This window comes from Pseudonocardia sp. N23 (assembly GCF_002583555.1).
GTDB lineage: Bacteria > Actinomycetota > Actinomycetes > Mycobacteriales > Pseudonocardiaceae > Pseudonocardia.
This window is the reverse complement of sequence record NZ_BEGX01000002.1, coordinates 79,393-94,156: the sequence shown is the minus strand read 5'-3', so window position 1 is coordinate 94,156 and position 14,764 is coordinate 79,393. Positions and strand designations below refer to the sequence as shown.

Annotated in this window: 14 protein-coding genes and 1 pseudogene; 2 read left to right on the top strand and 13 right to left on the bottom strand. The window is 70.6% G+C overall.

The genetic code is table 11. From position 1 onward, the window contains the following. Positions 1 to 208: 208 nt before the first annotated feature. From TOK_RS01265 to TOK_RS01210, 12 genes and pseudogenes are all read right to left on the bottom strand, one after another. Positions 209 to 1,144: a nucleoside hydrolase gene (locus tag TOK_RS01265; RefSeq protein WP_172457337.1), complete on the bottom strand. Its 936-nt coding sequence runs from the start codon at positions 1,142 to 1,144 to the stop codon at positions 209 to 211. A gap of 28 nt (positions 1,145 to 1,172) precedes the next feature. Continuing rightward, entirely contained in the window at positions 1,173 to 1,763 is a 591-nt protein-coding gene (locus TOK_RS01260) for a TIGR00730 family Rossman fold protein (protein WP_374754841.1), read from the bottom strand. A 13-nt stretch (positions 1,764 to 1,776) separates the two neighbouring features. Further along, a complete protein-coding gene (locus TOK_RS01255; RefSeq protein WP_374754840.1) occupies positions 1,777 to 2,946 on the bottom strand; it encodes an acyl-CoA dehydrogenase family protein in 1,170 nt (389 codons plus the stop codon). A gap of 29 nt (positions 2,947 to 2,975) precedes the next feature. Beyond that, positions 2,976 to 3,266 (bottom strand): annotated as a pseudogene (locus TOK_RS01250) (LLM class flavin-dependent oxidoreductase); the annotation flags it as partial. Between the two features lie 38 nt (positions 3,267 to 3,304). Then, positions 3,305 to 4,321 (bottom strand): ribose-phosphate pyrophosphokinase, encoded by a 1,017-nt coding sequence (locus TOK_RS01245; RefSeq protein WP_253258115.1) that lies wholly within the window; start codon positions 4,319 to 4,321, stop codon positions 3,305 to 3,307. Next, positions 4,318 to 4,971 (bottom strand): HAD family phosphatase, encoded by a 654-nt coding sequence (locus TOK_RS01240; protein WP_098955886.1) that lies wholly within the window; start codon positions 4,969 to 4,971, stop codon positions 4,318 to 4,320. Before TOK_RS01240 ends, TOK_RS01245 begins: the two co-directional genes overlap by 4 nt. A gap of 107 nt (positions 4,972 to 5,078) precedes the next feature. Next, the gene (locus TOK_RS01235) at positions 5,079 to 6,551 is read right to left on the bottom strand and encodes a nicotinate phosphoribosyltransferase (protein WP_253258114.1); all 1,473 of its coding nucleotides are present in this window, start codon (positions 6,549 to 6,551) and stop codon (positions 5,079 to 5,081) included. A gap of 434 nt (positions 6,552 to 6,985) precedes the next feature. Then, on the bottom strand, positions 6,986 to 7,951 hold the full coding sequence (locus tag TOK_RS01230; RefSeq protein ID WP_098955885.1) for a PfkB family carbohydrate kinase: 966 nt from the start codon (positions 7,949 to 7,951) through the stop codon (positions 6,986 to 6,988). Further along, positions 7,948 to 8,976 carry a LacI family DNA-binding transcriptional regulator gene (locus tag TOK_RS01225; protein ID WP_253258113.1) on the bottom strand — a complete coding sequence of 343 codons (1,029 nt, stop codon included), beginning with the start codon at positions 8,974 to 8,976 and terminating at the stop codon, positions 7,948 to 7,950. Before TOK_RS01225 ends, TOK_RS01230 begins: the two co-directional genes overlap by 4 nt. 11 nt (positions 8,977 to 8,987) lie before the next feature. Then, entirely contained in the window at positions 8,988 to 9,764 is a 777-nt protein-coding gene (locus TOK_RS01220; protein WP_253258112.1) for a glutamine amidotransferase, read from the bottom strand. Continuing rightward, on the bottom strand, positions 9,761 to 10,276 hold the full coding sequence (locus TOK_RS01215) for a pyridoxamine 5'-phosphate oxidase family protein (RefSeq protein ID WP_098955883.1): 516 nt from the start codon (positions 10,274 to 10,276) through the stop codon (positions 9,761 to 9,763). The genes TOK_RS01220 and TOK_RS01215 overlap by 4 nt, the downstream gene beginning before the upstream one ends. A 2-nt stretch (positions 10,277 to 10,278) precedes the next feature. Then, positions 10,279 to 10,746 carry a hypothetical protein gene (locus TOK_RS01210; protein ID WP_098955882.1) on the bottom strand — a complete coding sequence of 156 codons (468 nt, stop codon included), beginning with the start codon at positions 10,744 to 10,746 and terminating at the stop codon, positions 10,279 to 10,281. A 325-nt stretch (positions 10,747 to 11,071) separates the two neighbouring features. On the opposite strand from TOK_RS01210, the gene TOK_RS01205 reads away from it, so the two are divergent. Then, a complete protein-coding gene (locus tag TOK_RS01205; protein ID WP_098955881.1) occupies positions 11,072 to 12,202 on the top strand; it encodes a CaiB/BaiF CoA-transferase family protein in 1,131 nt (376 codons plus the stop codon). 52 nt (positions 12,203 to 12,254) lie between these two features. Here the strand turns inward: TOK_RS01205 and TOK_RS01200 are convergent, their stop codons facing one another. Then, positions 12,255 to 13,682, bottom strand: a complete 1,428-nt coding sequence (locus TOK_RS01200; protein ID WP_098955880.1) for an aldehyde dehydrogenase family protein — start codon at positions 13,680 to 13,682, stop codon at positions 12,255 to 12,257. Positions 13,683 to 13,924: 242 nt separating this feature from the next. Between TOK_RS01200 and TOK_RS01195 the strand changes: the two genes are divergently transcribed. Then, entirely contained in the window at positions 13,925 to 14,602 is a 678-nt protein-coding gene (locus TOK_RS01195) for a pyridoxamine 5'-phosphate oxidase family protein (protein ID WP_216361804.1), read from the top strand. The last annotated feature ends 162 nt before the right edge of the window (positions 14,603 to 14,764 follow it).

Below are 14,764 nucleotides of genomic sequence, written 5' to 3'. Positions count from 1 at the left end.
TCAAGAACCGGATCGGCCCACCGATCGTTGTTGTTCGGGGCCTCACGAAATTGACGTGCGAGTCCCCGGTGGGAGCGACCGGGGGACGAGGTCTGCCGACACGACATCATCCGTGGCCGGGTGCGCGTGATGCCGCTCGGGCCTGCAGCTGTGACCGCCCCGACCCAACACGGCCGCGCCTGACCCCCCGGTCGGCTGACCGCGGCGCTCAGCCCAGGGCCCGGATCCGGCGGCCGACCTCCGCGGTCGCCGAAGGGACGTCCACGTCCAGGGCGACGTCGACCCGCGGAGCGTCGTCGCCGCCCCGGCGGTCGACGACCATCACCCCCCGCTCTGGTCCCTGGGAGCATGCCACGGCGAGTGGGAACGGCGTGGTGCGCAACGTCCCCGGCACCGTCGCCTCCAGGACGGCGAGCGTGTCGTGCAGGGCGACGGAATCGCTGCCGTGCCGGTCGAGGAAGGTCCTGCGGTACAGCGCGGCGCTGCTCACGAGCACGGTGGTCCGGGGTCCGGCACCGGCGAGCTCGTCGAGCCACGGACCGTCGACACGGCAGGCCATCGTGACGTCGAGCGGGACCAGCGTCACCGGCACGTCGGGCTGGGTGAGGACCCGGTGGGCGGCCTCCGGGTCGGCGTACAGGTTGAACTCGCCCGCGCCCCTGGTGTTGCCGGCGCCCATCGAGCCGCCCATCACGACGATGCGCCCGAGCCGTGGGGCGAGGTCGGGACGTGACGCGAGCAGCAGCGCCGCGTCGGTCAGCGGTCCGAGACAGACCAGCGTGACGGGTTCCGCCGCGCCGAGCAGGGTGTCGGCCATCAGCTCGACGCCCTGGCGCGGGTCCGCGGGACCCGGCGCCGGGAAGTCGTCCGCGCGCAGGCCGAGCCCGTCGGCCCCGTGCCAGTCGGGCGCCGTCTCCCCCTGGGGGTGCACGAGGGGGCGCTGCGCGCCGGCGGCGGCGGGGATGTCGCCGCGGCCGGCGAGGGCGAGGATGCGCCTCAGGTTCGAGAACGTGCGGTCCCGGCCGACATTGCCGTAGGTGGCGACGACCGCGCGGACGTCGACTTCAGGGCTGCACAACGCGAGAGCGATCGCGAACGCGTCGTCGACCCCGGGGTCGGTGTCGATGATCATCGGGACGGGCAACGCCGGCCTCCTGGGGTGTCGGGTGCGATCAGGGGCGGTCGACGGGCTCCCAACGTTGGTCGCTCGCCGGCTGCCAGGCCCGCATCCGCTCCAGCAGTGTCGCCGGTTCCGTGCCCGACAGCACGAGCGAACGGTCGGCGGGGCGCACGAAACCCTCGTCGACGGCGTGGTCGAGGAACGCCAGGAAGTGTGCGTAGTAGCCGACGGTGTCGAGCAGGCCCGTCGGCTTGGCGTGCAACCCGAGCTGCGACCAGGTCAGCACCTCGGCGAACTCCTCCAGCGTTCCCAGGCCGCCGGGCAGCGCCACGAAGCCGTCGGCCAGCTCGGCCATCAACGCCTTGCGCTCGTGCATCGAGCCGACCACGTGCAGCTCGGTCAGGCCGCCGTGGGCGATCTCGTCGCCGAGGTGCTGCCGGGGGATGACGCCGTGCACCCGCCCGCCGGCGGCGAGCGTGGCGTCGGCGAGGGCGCCCATCGTCCCGACGCTCGCGCCTCCGTACACGAGGGTGATGCCGGAGTGCCCCAGCAGCGACCCGAGCTGCTGGGCTCCGGCGAGGTAGGCGGGATCGCGGCCGGTGTTCGAACCGCAGAACACACAGACGCAGGCGATGTCGGTCACGTCGCCGCTCCGTTCACCGGTAGGCGGCGCGGCCGGTCAAGGCCTCGCCGACGACGAGCGTGTGCACCTCGTCGGTGCCTTCGTACGTGCGGACGGACTCGAGGTTCGCGGCGTGCCGCAGCGGCGCGTACTCGCCCGAGATTCCGTTGCCACCCAGGATGGTGCGGCACTCGCGGGCGATCGCGATCGCCTCTCGCACGTTGCTGAGCTTGCCGACGCTGACCTGTTCGGGGCGCAGCTCGCCGCGATCCTTGAGCCGTCCGATGTGCAGCGCCAGCAGCATGGCCGAGTTCAGCGCGACGGCCATGTCGGCGAGCTTCTTCTGCGTCAGCTGGAAAGCACTGATCGGCTTGCCGAACTGGACCCGGGTGTCGGCGTAGCCGAGCGCGGTCGTGAGGCAGTCACGGGCGGCGCCGACCGCGCCGAAGAGGATGCCGAAGCGGGCCTCGTTGAGACACGACAGCGGGCCTCCCAGGCCGCGGGCCTCGGGCAGCATCGCCGACGCCGGCAGCCGGACGTCCTCGAGACTGAGTGCGGACGTGACGGAGGCGCGCAGCGACAGTTTGCGGCCGACGTCGGTGGTGGTGAACCCGGGCGAGCCGCGGGGGACGAGGAAGCCACGGACGCCGTCGTCGGTCCGCGCCCAGACGGTCGCGACGTCGGCGAGCCCGCCGTTGGTGATCCACATCTTGGAGCCGTTGAGCACCCAGTCGGACCCGTCGCGGACGGCCGTGGTGCGCATGGCGCCCGGGTCGGACCCGGCGTCGGGCTCGGTCAGGCCGAAGCAGCCGATGGCGTCGCCGGCGGCGAGCCGGGGGAGCCACTCCTGTTTCTGCTCCTCGGAGCCCCAGCGGTGGATGGAGTACATCGACAGCGAGCCCTGGACGGAGACGAAGCTGCGCAGGCCCGAGTCGACCGCCTCCAGCTCGAGACACGCCAGCCCGTAGGAGACGGCGTTGGTGCCCGCACAGCCGTAGCCGTCGAGGTGCATGCCGAGGAGGCCCAGTTTGCCGAGCTCGGGCACCAGCTCACGGGGGAAGGTCGCGGAGTCGAACCACCCGGCGATGTGCGGACGGGCGTGCTCGTCGAGGAAGGCACCGACCGTGCGTTGGATGTCGCGTTCCTCGTCGGAGAGCAGGGACGGAACGGCGAGCAGGTCGAGCGGGTCGGTCATGACGGGCATGGATCGTCTCCTCGGAGGTACGGGTGGGAGGCCTGGGCGATGATCGACGGGTGGTAGCGCAGAGTCGGGGTGAGGACGCTCGTGGCGAGCACCACCCGCGACGTCGACGCGCCGGCTGCTCCGAGCCACGTCAGGGCGTTGGGTGCATGCCCGCCGCGGTGGCGCCACGGTTGGAAGTGGCCGGACACCGCGACCATGTCGAGCCCGCGGTCCTCCGCCTCGACGGTGAACTCGATGAGCTCACGTGGTCCGAACTGCTCCGCCGACGCCTCGTAGCCGATTCGGACGTCGCCGGTGGCGACCGGATCGGATGGGGACATGGTGCGGTCCTCTCTGGGGGCGGGGACGGCGGTCGAGCTCAGAACAGGTGGTTCTTGCCGCCGAAGACCTCGCTCACCGACTCGTCGGTGAAGATGCGGCCGATCGTCGCGGCCAGCAGCGGTGCGCATGACACGACATGGACGTTGTCGGGCGCGCCGGGGCGCAGCGGGATCGTGTCGGTGACGACGATCCGCTCGAAGGGCGCAGCCGCCAGGTTCTCGTGTGCGGGACCGGACAGGACCGCATGGGTGGCGGCGGCGAACACCCGCCGCGCACCCGCGCGCACGACGGCCTCGCCCGCGGCCCGCAGTGTCCCGGCCGTGTCGATGATGTCGTCGACGATGATGGCCGTCCTGCCACGGACGTCACCGATGACGTGCCCGATCTCGGCGACCTGCTGACGCGGACGCTCCTTGTCGAGGATCGCGAGGCCCGCACCCATCCGCGTCGCGAACTGCTTGTTGAGCTTGACCCGCCCGGCGTCGGGGGCGACGACGACGAGGTCGTCGTCGAGCCCGGTGAAGTGGTCGGCGAGCATCATCAGCGCGGTCATGTGGTCGAGCGGTCGCGAGAAGAACCCCTGCAGCTGGCCGGCGTGCAGGTCCATCGCGAGGACCCGGTCGACCCCCGCCGACTCCAGCATCCGGGCCACGAGCCGCGCCGAGATCGGCTCGCGCGCCTCGGACTTCTTGTCCTGGCGCGAGTAGCCGTACCAGGGCGTGACGGCGATGACCCGGTGCGCGCTGGCGCCGACGGCCGCGTCGATCATCACGAGCAGCTCGAGCAGGGCGTCGTTGGTGTTGACACCCGTGGCGGGGTTGCCGCACATGGGTTGCACGATGAAGACGTCGGCCCCGCGGATGGACTCGGTGAACCGGCAGTACACCTCGTCGTTGGAGAAGGTCTTGAGCGTGACCGAACCCAGGCCGACGCCGAGCTCACGGCCGATGGCGTCGGCCAGTGCGGGGTTGGCGCGGCCGGAGAACAGCATGAGCCGCTTGCGGTAGCCGAGGTGCATGCACGTGGCCTCCGGGGCCTGGACGACGGTGCTCATGACGTGTACTCCCGGGACGTCCGGTGCTGCTCGAGGAGCCGCCGGCCGAGCGCGTAGGCGCCGCGGATGTCGTCGCCCTCGAAGCAGACCGCGGCGTGACGGCGCAGCACCGCCGAGCAGTTCACGCCGACGGTGTGGGTCAGGTGCGCGAACAGCAGGGTGTCGGAGGTGGAGTCGCCGTAGGCGACGGCGTCGGTCTCGTCGAGGCCGAGCTCGTCGAGCAGGCGAACGGTGATGTCGACCTTGTGCTGCAGGGTGAGCAGATGTTCCTTGCGGGCCTGCCGGTGCGGCACGACGTCGGAGCCGAACGTGCGGTGGGCGCCCCACGCCTCGAGCCGGCGGACGAAGAAGTGGGGTGACTGGGAGATCACCGCGACGTGCTCGCCCCGGGCGGTGATGTCGGCGAACACCTCCCGGACACCGTCGATCCACGCCGACGCCGCGAACGCCGCGTCGATCTCCGCCTCGGTGACGTCGGCCCAGAGCGGGAGCATCCGCTCCCAGAACTGGACGTCGGTGATCTCGCCGCGGCCCCACGCGCGTTCGATCCCGTCGGCGGCCTCGAACGTACCCAGGTGCCGCGCGAGCTCCACGGATCCGGCGCCGCGCAGGAGGGTCCCGTCCATGTCGAAGACGTGCAGGTGGGTCATCGGCAGGTGTCTCTCCTGGTGGGGGAGGAGACGCCGCCGCGGCACGAAGGGGGTGTACCGCGGCGGCGTCCGGGTCAGGTCCGGACTGTCCTCGGTCGGCGCCCGACCTAGGCCGGTGCGGTGACGGCCGTCTCGTTCACGACGGTCCGCATCTGGCCGATGTGGTCGATGTAGTACGACTCGGGAACCTCCCGCTCCGCGTTCGCGACGAGCTCCGTGAAGTCCCACTTCTTGAGCAGCTTCCCGTTGCGGAATACGGGCCGGAGCACGTTCTCCGACTCCGGGATCGACCCCTTGGGGACGGTCACGTAGGTGCCGTTCTCGTACTTCAGCGCGAGCCGGCCCTTCTTCGAGGTCTTGAACGAGGCGCCGGTGGGCTGCTTGGAGATGTCACGCCACTCACCGTTGACGCAGACCGCGGACGCCTTCTGGCCGAAGTTCATCGTGTCGCGGTTCCAGTGCTGCAGCAGGCCGCCACCCATGCCGAACACGGCGTTGTCGGCGGCGAGACCGCGCCGCTCGAGCTCCATGTAGACCTGCGGGAGGCTGTAGAAGTTCACGCCGTCGCCCTGCACGACGCGGATGAACGGCGGCAGGATCTTGAAGCCCTTCGAGTTGACCTCGTAGCCGAAGGCGTCCATCAGCCACTCGGTGGTGTCCGCGGTGACCTGGACGATGTCGCCCGAGTCGGGTCGCACGCCGACGAGGCCGGGGAAGTTGCGGATCTGTTCCTTGAGCTCGCCGCCGATGATCTTCTTGACGCAGTTCTCGTGGTCGTAGGTGTCCGACAGGAGCAGGGCGCAACCCTCGGGCGCGTAGACGTCGAGCATGTTGCGCAGCGCGTCGGCCTCGTTCTCCTGGCCCCAGGCGCAGAACCCGGCGTGCTCGGAGTTGGGCCCGGAGTTGGAGACCTTGCCGGCGTTGTAGAAGTGTTTCGCGGCGAGGATGCCGGGCACGGTGTCGGACTGGTCGAAGTTGACCAGGTGGGCGAGGCCGCCCAGCGCGGCCGACTGCTGCGAGCTGACGCCGCGGGCACCGTAGTCGTGCAGGGTGTTGCGGATCAGGTGTGGGTTGTCCGACGTCCTGGCCAGTGCCTCCTTGATGACCATCTTCGACAGCCAGCTGACGGTGCCGATCGTCGTCGGGTACCACACGGCACGCAGCAGTGCGGTCTCGAAGAAGCTGGTGGCCCAGAAGTACTTCGGGTCGGTGTTGATGACCTGGACCAGGACGTTTCGGGACGGGAGTACGAGGCCTTCGGGCACGGCCTCGATCTCGACGGGGAGGAAGCCGCCGTGGTCGTTGAGGATGCCGAGCCAGTTGTCGCGGTTGAAGTGCATGCCTTGTTCACGGACGACGAACTCGGCCTCGTCGATGTCCTCGAGGGTGATGGGCCGCATGAGGTACTCGCGCAGGAACGCCTGGAGCCCGACGAACTGGGTCACCGGCCACTCGCCACCGCGGGACTCGACGTAGCTGGAGACGTACTCGGTGCCCGGGGGGTAGAGGGGGTAGTGGCAGTGCTTGTAGTTGTCGGTGTTGATGATCAGGTTGTCGAGGTAGCCCATCGGCTCGTTCACCTTCCACGAGAGTCGTTTCTACCGACTGGCCGTGTCGCCTTCGAATGACACGGCAGACATGGACCTGGATGCGTGGAACCGGGGTTCTACGCGGACAAGCAGCCTTGCGTATCCGCCTGACTGACCACTAGGCGTCGAGACGTGCAGCAACACGATGTTAACGTTTCTAGTGTGACCGTCAACTCATCTCTTCTCCGAATCCGGGCAGGGCCGTGGCTGTCGCGCGGTGCGACCCTCGGCCGAGTACGTCACTGATCCATTGATTGCCCCAGATCATGACGGGGTCCGATGAAATGGGCCGGTCCAGTCGGCCGTGGGTGGACCGCGCGCGACGATGGAATGCTGACGGCTCGATCCGCCGAAATATAATCGTTTCGACCATGGCAGCGGCTTCCTCGGGCGCAGGGGCGGAAGAGCGGGGTCGGGCGGGAGCGCTACGAGGCGGCGAGGGCCGCGGCCAGGACGTCGGCGGACGGCATACCGCCCCGCGCACCGTCCGCGGTCACCGAGAGCCCGGCGGCCACCGTGGCCACCCGCGCCGCATCGTGGATGTCGCGGCCCGCCGCGAGCCCCGCGGCGAGCACCCCGTTGAACGTGTCTCCCGCGCCGGTCGTGTCCCGCACCTCGACCTGGAGTGGCTCGAGATGGCGGGCGGAGCCGTCCGGATCGACGACCAGGACGCCGTCGCCACCGAGCGTGACCAGGACCGCCGCGCGCGTCCGACCCACGAGGGCCTGCGCGCAGGTCAGGATCTCCTTGCACGCCGGTGACGCGCGTGGCGGTGCCGAGCCCCAGCCGCTGTCGAGGCCGGCTGCGGCCGCGAGCGCGAAGAGTTCCCCGGTGTTGGGGGTGAGTACCGGTCCGAGGTCGAGCAGCTCCACGACGGCCGGGATGACGGGTGCCGGGTTCAGGACACAGCGCACCCCGGCGGCCGACGCCGCGCGGACCGCGGCCTCGACCGCTGCTGCCGGCACCTCGGTGCTGACCAGGACGCAGGCCGCAGCGGACGACAGGCGTTCCAGCGCGGAGGTGACCACGGCGTCGGCGAGCAGGTCGTTGGCCCCGGCGCCGACGGCGATCTGGTTCTCGCCCGCGTCGTCGACCACGATGAGCGCGACCCCGGTCGCCGCTGCGACGACGGCGACGTCGTCGGTGCCGACACCCTCGGCTCGCAGCTCGCGCAGGGCCGTCGCGCCGAGGTCGTCGTCGCCGACCGCGCCGACGTGGTGCACGAGCGCGCCGACGCGGGCCGCGGCGACCGCGGCATTGGCGCCCTTCCCGCCGCCGTGGCGGCGCACACCGGGTCCCACGACCGTCTCGCCGGGCCCGGGCAGACGAGGCGCCGTCACGACCATGTCGACGTTGACCGCACCGACCACCACGACATCACGCGCCGTCATCTGTGCTCCTTCGGCACGCTGACGCTGTCACGGATCCGCACATCGGCCGGGAGCGGGTCACGGGTGTCGTGCTCCTTGCCCTCGAGCAGGTCGAACAGCACCCGGGCGGCTTCGTGGCCCATGTCGTAGGCGGGCTGACGCACGCTGGTCAGAGCCGGGGTCAGCATGCTGGAGATGGGAAGGTCGTCGAAGCCCACGACGCTGACGTCCTCGGGGATCCGCAGCCCGTTGGCCTTCAGGCACTCGATGGCGCCGATCGCCATCAGGTCGTTCGCGCAGAGCAGGGCGGTGGGCCGCTCCGACTCGGGACGGCACAGGATCGTCGCCGCAGCGGCGTAACCCGACTCCTGGCGGTAGTCCCCGATGTGGACCGGGACCGAGTCGGGGTCGATGCCGGCCCCGGCGAACGCCTCGCGGTAGCCGGCGAGGCGTTGCTGCGCCGTCCACAGTGCAGGGGGCCCACCGATCACGGCCAGCCTGCGGTGCTGCTGAGCCAGCACATGGGCGGCAACCTCGCGGGCACCGCGCCGGGAGTCGCACACGACCGCCGGCAGGTCACGGCCCGGGATCTGCTCGTCGACCAGTACGACGGGCCCCGACCGGGCGAGGTCGTAGATCGCCGCCGGCATCGAGCCCGTCCCGGACAGGTAGATCACGCCGTCGACCCGTTGGCTGCGCAGCAGCTTCGCCTGGCTCTCCTCGGGGAGCTCGGTTGCGTCGGGCAGCACGAGCACGACGAGGACGTCGACTGCCGACGCGGCCCGGTACACACCCTCCGCGACCATCGCGAAGAACTGGTTGGTCAGGTCGGGCACGACCATTGCGATCGTCGACGCCGAGCGCCGCTTGAGGCTGCGCGCCGACTCGTTGGGGGAGTAGTCGAGCAGGCGGATCGCGTCGAGCACACGGTTGCGACGCTCGGGCGCGACCGGCCCGCTGTCGTTCAGCACGTAGCTGACCGTGCTGATCGAGACGTTCGCGTGCTCCGCGACGTCCTTCATCGTGGGCCGACGGCGTGATACCACGGGTGGACCTCCTAGGGGCGCGAGCCGGCCGCCCAGCCGAGGATGGACGCCCACAGTCTCTGGTAGTGCTGCCACCCGACGAACTCCGGCGGCGCCCAGTGGGGTGCCAGGTCCGACGTGAACGCGACGGAGCGGCCCTCGCCTGCCGACCCGACCACCAGCAGGGGGTCGTCCCCTGCACGGGCCACGGTCGTCGCGTCGGGCTTGGCGATCACACGGTTGTACCCCAACAGCGGCGGCCACTCGGCGGGGGTACCACCGAGCACGGCGTGAGCGGGTTCGTCGAAGTCCGCCTTGACGCCCTCGGGGTCCTCGATGCGGTCGTCGTGGTCGAGCATCCGCACCGGTAGGACGTCGGCCAGCGGTGTCATGCCGAAGCGCGCCTTGCCCTCGAAGCCGGTGAACGACATGTATCCGCCGATCATGACCAGCCCGCCACCCGCGCGTGTCCAGTCCCGCAGCAGGGCCAGCCGGTTCGTGCTGCGTTCGGAGCGCAGGAAGGTCTCGTCGGGCAGCAGGAACGAGTTGGAGCCGATGTCGGACAGCACGACGACGTCGAAGTCGTCGAGCTGGCGGGCCGAGCGCGGGAACCGCGAGGAGATCTCGTGCCCGCGGACGTAGGTGACGTCGAAGCCCTCACGGTCGAGCGCCGCCAGGAAGTCGCCTGCGCCCTCCTCGTACTCGGTGCTGTGGAACTGGTCGAAGCCCTTCATGTGGATCGTGTGCTTGATCCACGACTCACCGGCGAACAACACCCGCAGCGGTCCGCTCCCGCCGGACGCGCTCACAGGAGCCGATCCCCGACGTGGTCCGGGAGTACCCGGGCCTCGGGCATGGCGATCACGTTGATCTCACGCATGTCCCAGCCGATCATCCTGTCGGGCACCAGCTCGTAGTAGGTGCGGCCGGCGACCTCGCCGAACTCCAGGTACTGCTCGACGTACGGGTGGCCGACGTGGAAGTACTTGTCGTGGACGAGCTGGGCGAGCGTCGTGGCGAGCGCCTCGTCGTCGATCGGTCGCATCGTCCCGGTGATCCGGACCCCGCTGACCGTCGCGTACTCCTCACCCTGGTCCACCAGTGCCGACATCGGCCGCCCGGCCGCCACGTTGGCGCCGTGGCGTGAGGCTGCGTCGATCGGGATGTAGATCGTGCGGTCGTGGACGACGAGCCACAGCGGCGACAGGTAGATGCTCCCGTCGTCGTTCGTGGTCGCGAGCCTGATGGTCCTGGCGCGCGAGAGGTAGGCCCAGCGCTTGTCGCCGCGCAGGGGCTGCCAGGTGCTGGCGGTCACGGCCATGATCAGCTCCCCTCGGAGGTGCGCAGCGCGGACAGCTCACGGCTGTACTCGGGCGCGTCGGCGACGCCGACCTTCGGGGACGGCCCGGAGGTCCAGAAGAACTTGTAGGCGACCCCGGTCGCCTCCAGCCGGTAGGTGTAGCCCGCAGGCAGGTAGATGTGCTCGCCCACCGTCGCCTCGAGGACGATCGTGCGGCCGGCCGCGTCCTCGACCACGACGTGGATCCGGCCGTCGAGGACGTAGTGCGTCTCGTCGAAGTCGCGCTGCTCCCACTGGTACGGCAGGTGGTCGGGCTCGCCGTAGCAGTAGCCGTGCCGGAAGTAGCGCGCGTCGTCGCGCTCCCGGGACAGGAAGATGTTCGTCGTGATGCCGGTGTTGAACGTGAGCACGGGCATCTTGTCGATCTCGTCGGGCACGATCACCCGCGGGAACCGGCGTGCGTTGCGGGCGGCGGGGTCGTGGTCCGTCACGGCACGTCTCCTCTCTGAGGTTCGAGCTCGTCGCAGCGTGCGAGAAAGGTTTATGCTCTGCCATTGCCGCGGTTGTCCCAGCGAGGAGGGGCAGGCGGTGGAGTCGTTTCTAGTCTGCCCAAGGTCCTCACTGTGGTCAACCCCTGATCCGGCCGTCGACCAACTGGGTCACCTCGCGAGCCCGCGGCGGTAGTGGCCAGTGCATGCCCATTCACCTGCCCCTGAAGTGGCGTCGGCCGAGGGCGACCGAGTCGGCGGCCCACGTCGTTGACGTGGTCGACACATCGCCCTTACGGTCTGGAAACCATTCCACCGAAGGGGTCAGATGACGTCGCCGCACACCGCGCTCGGTTCCCTGAACGTCCTGGACTTCTCGCGAGTTCTCGCCGGACCGTTCGCGACGATGGTCCTCGCGGACCTCGGGGCCACGGTGACGAAGGTCGAGCGCCCGCCGCTCGGTGACGACACCCGCGCGTGGGGTCCGCCCCACGACGACCGTGGCGCGGCCACCTACTTCCAGTCGGTCAACCGGAACAAGACCTCCGTCACCTGGGACCTCGCCGACCCGCGCGACCGGGCCGCGGCACGTCGCGCCGCACTCGGGGCCGATGTCGTCGTCGAGAACTTCCGGCCGGGAGTGATGGAGCGGCTCGGACTCGGACCTGACGAGCTGTGTGCCGAGAGCCCACGCTTGGTGTACTGCTCGATCACCGGGTTCGGCGCGGGGCCCGGCGCGGCGCTGCCGGGTTACGACCTGCTGGTGCAGGCCGTCGGAGGGCTCATGAGCATCACCGGTGAACCCGACGGTGAGCCCCAGAAGGTCGGCGTCGCCCTCGTGGACGTCCTCGCCGGGCTGTTCGCCTCCGTCGGTGTACTCGCCGCCCTGCGACACCGCGACGCGACGGGACAGGGTCAGCGTGTCGAGGTCGACCTGCTGTCGAGCCTGCTCGCCGCACTGGTCAACCAGGGAGCGGCCTACACCGTCGGCGGCGTGGTCCCGCAACGGTTGGGCAATCGTCACCCCAGCATCGCGCCGTACGAGCTGATTGCGTGCGCCGACCGGGACCTCGCGCTCGCGGTCGGCAACGATCGTCAGTTCCGGGCCTTGTGCGGGGTGACCGGCCTCGACGACCTCGCCGACGATCCCCGCTTCGCGACCAACCCTGCCCGCGTCGCCCACCGCGACCTGCTCGCGACGGCGCTGCGCGCGCCGCTGCGTGGGCTGCCCGCCGCCGAATGGGCCGACCGGCTCACCGCCGCCGGTGTGCCGGCCGGGGTCGTCAACGACGTCGCCGGGGCGTTCCGGCTCGCGGAGGCGCTCGGGCTGGACCCGGTCGTCGATCTCCCGCGCGACGACGGCTCGACCGTCGGGCTGACCCGCAACCCGATCCGGCTGTCCGCGACCCCGGTCCGCTACTCGACGGCGCCGCCCACGCTGCCGCCGGCACGGTCCTGAGCCACCGCCGGTGGTCGGGCACCTGCGGGTGCCCGACCACCGCCCGACCGCGTCAGGCGGAGTAGCCGAACACCGACTTGACCTCCAGGAACTCGCGCAGTCCGAAGTCGGCGTACTCCCGTCCGTTGCCCGACTGCTTGTACCCGCCGAAGGCCCCCGCGAAGTCGAGTCCGGCGCCGTTGACGTGCACCATCCCGGTGCGCATCCGCCGGGCGATCGCACGTGCCCGCTCCGGATCGGCGGAGGACACGAAACCGGCGAGGCCGTAGTCGGTGTCGTTGGCCAACCGGACGGCCTCGTCCTCGTCGTCATAGGTCGTGATGGTGATGACCGGTCCGAAGATCTCCTCGCGCGCGATCGCCATGTCGTTCGTGACGTCGGCGAGGACCGTCGGGCGGACGAAGAAGCCGGTGTCCAGGCCGTCCGGGCGTCCCGGTCCGCCGGCGACGATCGTCGCACCGTTCGCGACCGCGCCCTCGAGCAGCAGCTGCACCTTGTCGTATGCGGCCTGTGAGACCAGCGGGCCGATCGTGACGCCGTCCTGGTCCGGCGGACCCACGACGATCGCCTCGGCGGCGGCCTTCGCGTGGGCGACGACGTCGTCCAGCCGTGACCGCGGTACCAGCCACCGGGCCCCGGCGTTGCAGGACTGCCCGGAGTTGGCGACGACGTCGCCCAGGTCGCGCGGGATCACCGTGGCGAAGTCGGCGTCGTCGAGCATGATGTTCGCCGACTTCCCGCCGAGCTCCTGTGCGACGCGCTTCACGGTCGGGGCCGCGCTGCGGGCGACCTCGATCCCCGCCCGGGTCGACCCGGTGAACGAGACCATGTCGACGCCCGGATGCGCACTCAGCGCGGCCCCTGCCGTCGGACCGTCGCCGTGCACGAGGTTGAACACCCCGGCGGGAACCCCGGCCTCGTGCAGCACCTCCGCGATGATCACTGCGTTGAGCGGTGCGAGCTCCGACGGCTTGAGCACCATCGTGCAGCCGGCGGCGAGCGCCGGGCCGACCTTCGCGGCGATGAGCAGCGGCGGCCAGTTCCACGGCGTGATCAGACCGCACACCCCGATCGGTTCGTGCCGGATGCGGGTCGTTCCCCGGGTCTCCTCGAACGCGAAGTTCTTCAGCGTGTCCAGTGCGGACGCGAACTGGCCCAGGCCCGCGCCCACCTGCGCGGTGTGGGCGAGCCCTGCGGGGGCGCCCATCTCTGCCATCAGTGCATCGGCGATGTCGGCGGAGCGAGCCCGGTAGACGTCGATCACGCGCTCGAGGAGCGCGGCACGCTCGGCCACGGACGTCTCGGAGAACGCGTCGAACGCGCCTCGCGCCGCCGCGACCGCGCGGTCGATGTCCTCGCTGCCGCCGAGGGCGACCCGGCCGATCTCCTGCTCGGTGGACGGATCGATCAGATCCGCGGTCGCGGGGGTCGTCGGGGCGACCCACTTGCCCCCGATGTAGAACCGGTCGGCGTTCGGCATGTTCTCTCCTTCGCTACGCGTCGACGGGCGGACGGCACCCCGGGTCGCAGAAGCGGGTGTGGGGGCGGGCTGCGGAGGCGCGCAACGGCGCCGGGGTCCGTGCCGACGGCCAAGAATATAAACGATTCTTGTCCAGAGTACTTGCGATGCGGACAGAGGGTCAAGGGCGTCGGCAGCCGCCGTGTCGTCGCCGCTCCCGCAATGACCGTCTCCACTCTTGACGGCTTTGAGAGGCTGGAACAGTGACGGGAATCGATTCGACGCCGCTGTCGTCGACGACGAGGACGACGCTCGGGCGCTACCCGGACCGGGCCAGAACCGATCGGCGGGACCTCCACGCGGTGCTGGATGCCGGCGTCGTGTGTCACCTGGGCACCGTCGTCGACGGCGCACCTCTCGTGCTGCCCACGAGCTTCGGCAGGATCGGCGACACCCTCTACCTGCACGGCTCGTCCGGCGCCACGAGCCTTCGGGCGGCCGCCGAGGGGGCCCCGGTGTGTGTGACGGTGACCCACGTCGACGGGATCGTGTACGCCCGCTCCGTCTTCAGTCACTCCGTCAACTACCGCTGCGCTGTGATCCACGGGGTCGCACTCCGCGTCGAGGACGAGGGACAGAAGCTCGCCGGTCTCCGGGCGCTGGCCGACCACATGGCCCCCGGCTCGTGGGAGCACGCGCGAGGACCCACCACCAAGGAGCTGGCGGCGACCGTGCTGTTGTCCCTCGACATGGTGGAGGCCAGCGTGAAGGTGCGGACCGGACCCCCCGGGGACGACGAGGAGGACATCGCCTCGGCGCGCTGCTGGGCCGGAGTCGTCCCGATCGTGACGAACTGGGGGGCGCCGCAGCGCTGCCCCCGGCTGCCCGACGACATCCTGGTCCCGGACCACGTCGCGCACAGGTACTCCGCTCGGTCCTGATGCGGCAGCCGTGCCGACCTGCGGCGAAAGGACCCAGGGGGGAGGTGCGCCCGGTTCGGCACGTCGCGGCGGCGCTGCACCTGTCGCGCAACACGCTGCACCCGGCGGCCGGTGCTGGATCGGGGTGATCGCGGTTCAGGCACGGCCGTGGTGATCGCGGAT

Coding starts and splice junctions, on each gene's coding strand:
- TOK_RS01205 (WP_098955881.1), top strand. CDS start 11,072: ATGACGTCGCCGCACACCGCGCTCGGTTCCCTGAACGTCCTGGACTTC.
- TOK_RS01230 (WP_098955885.1), bottom strand. CDS start 7,951: ATGACGGCGCGTGATGTCGTGGTGGTCGGTGCGGTCAACGTCGACATG.
- TOK_RS01215 (WP_098955883.1), bottom strand. CDS start 10,276: ATGGCCGTGACCGCCAGCACCTGGCAGCCCCTGCGCGGCGACAAGCGC.
- TOK_RS01240 (WP_098955886.1), bottom strand. CDS start 4,971: ATGACCCACCTGCACGTCTTCGACATGGACGGGACCCTCCTGCGCGGC.
- TOK_RS01200 (WP_098955880.1), bottom strand. CDS start 13,682: ATGCCGAACGCCGACCGGTTCTACATCGGGGGCAAGTGGGTCGCCCCG.
- TOK_RS01255 (WP_374754840.1), bottom strand. CDS start 2,946: ATGCCCGTCATGACCGACCCGCTCGACCTGCTCGCCGTTCCGTCCCTG.
- TOK_RS01245 (WP_253258115.1), bottom strand. CDS start 4,321: ATGAGCACCGTCGTCCAGGCCCCGGAGGCCACGTGCATGCACCTCGGC.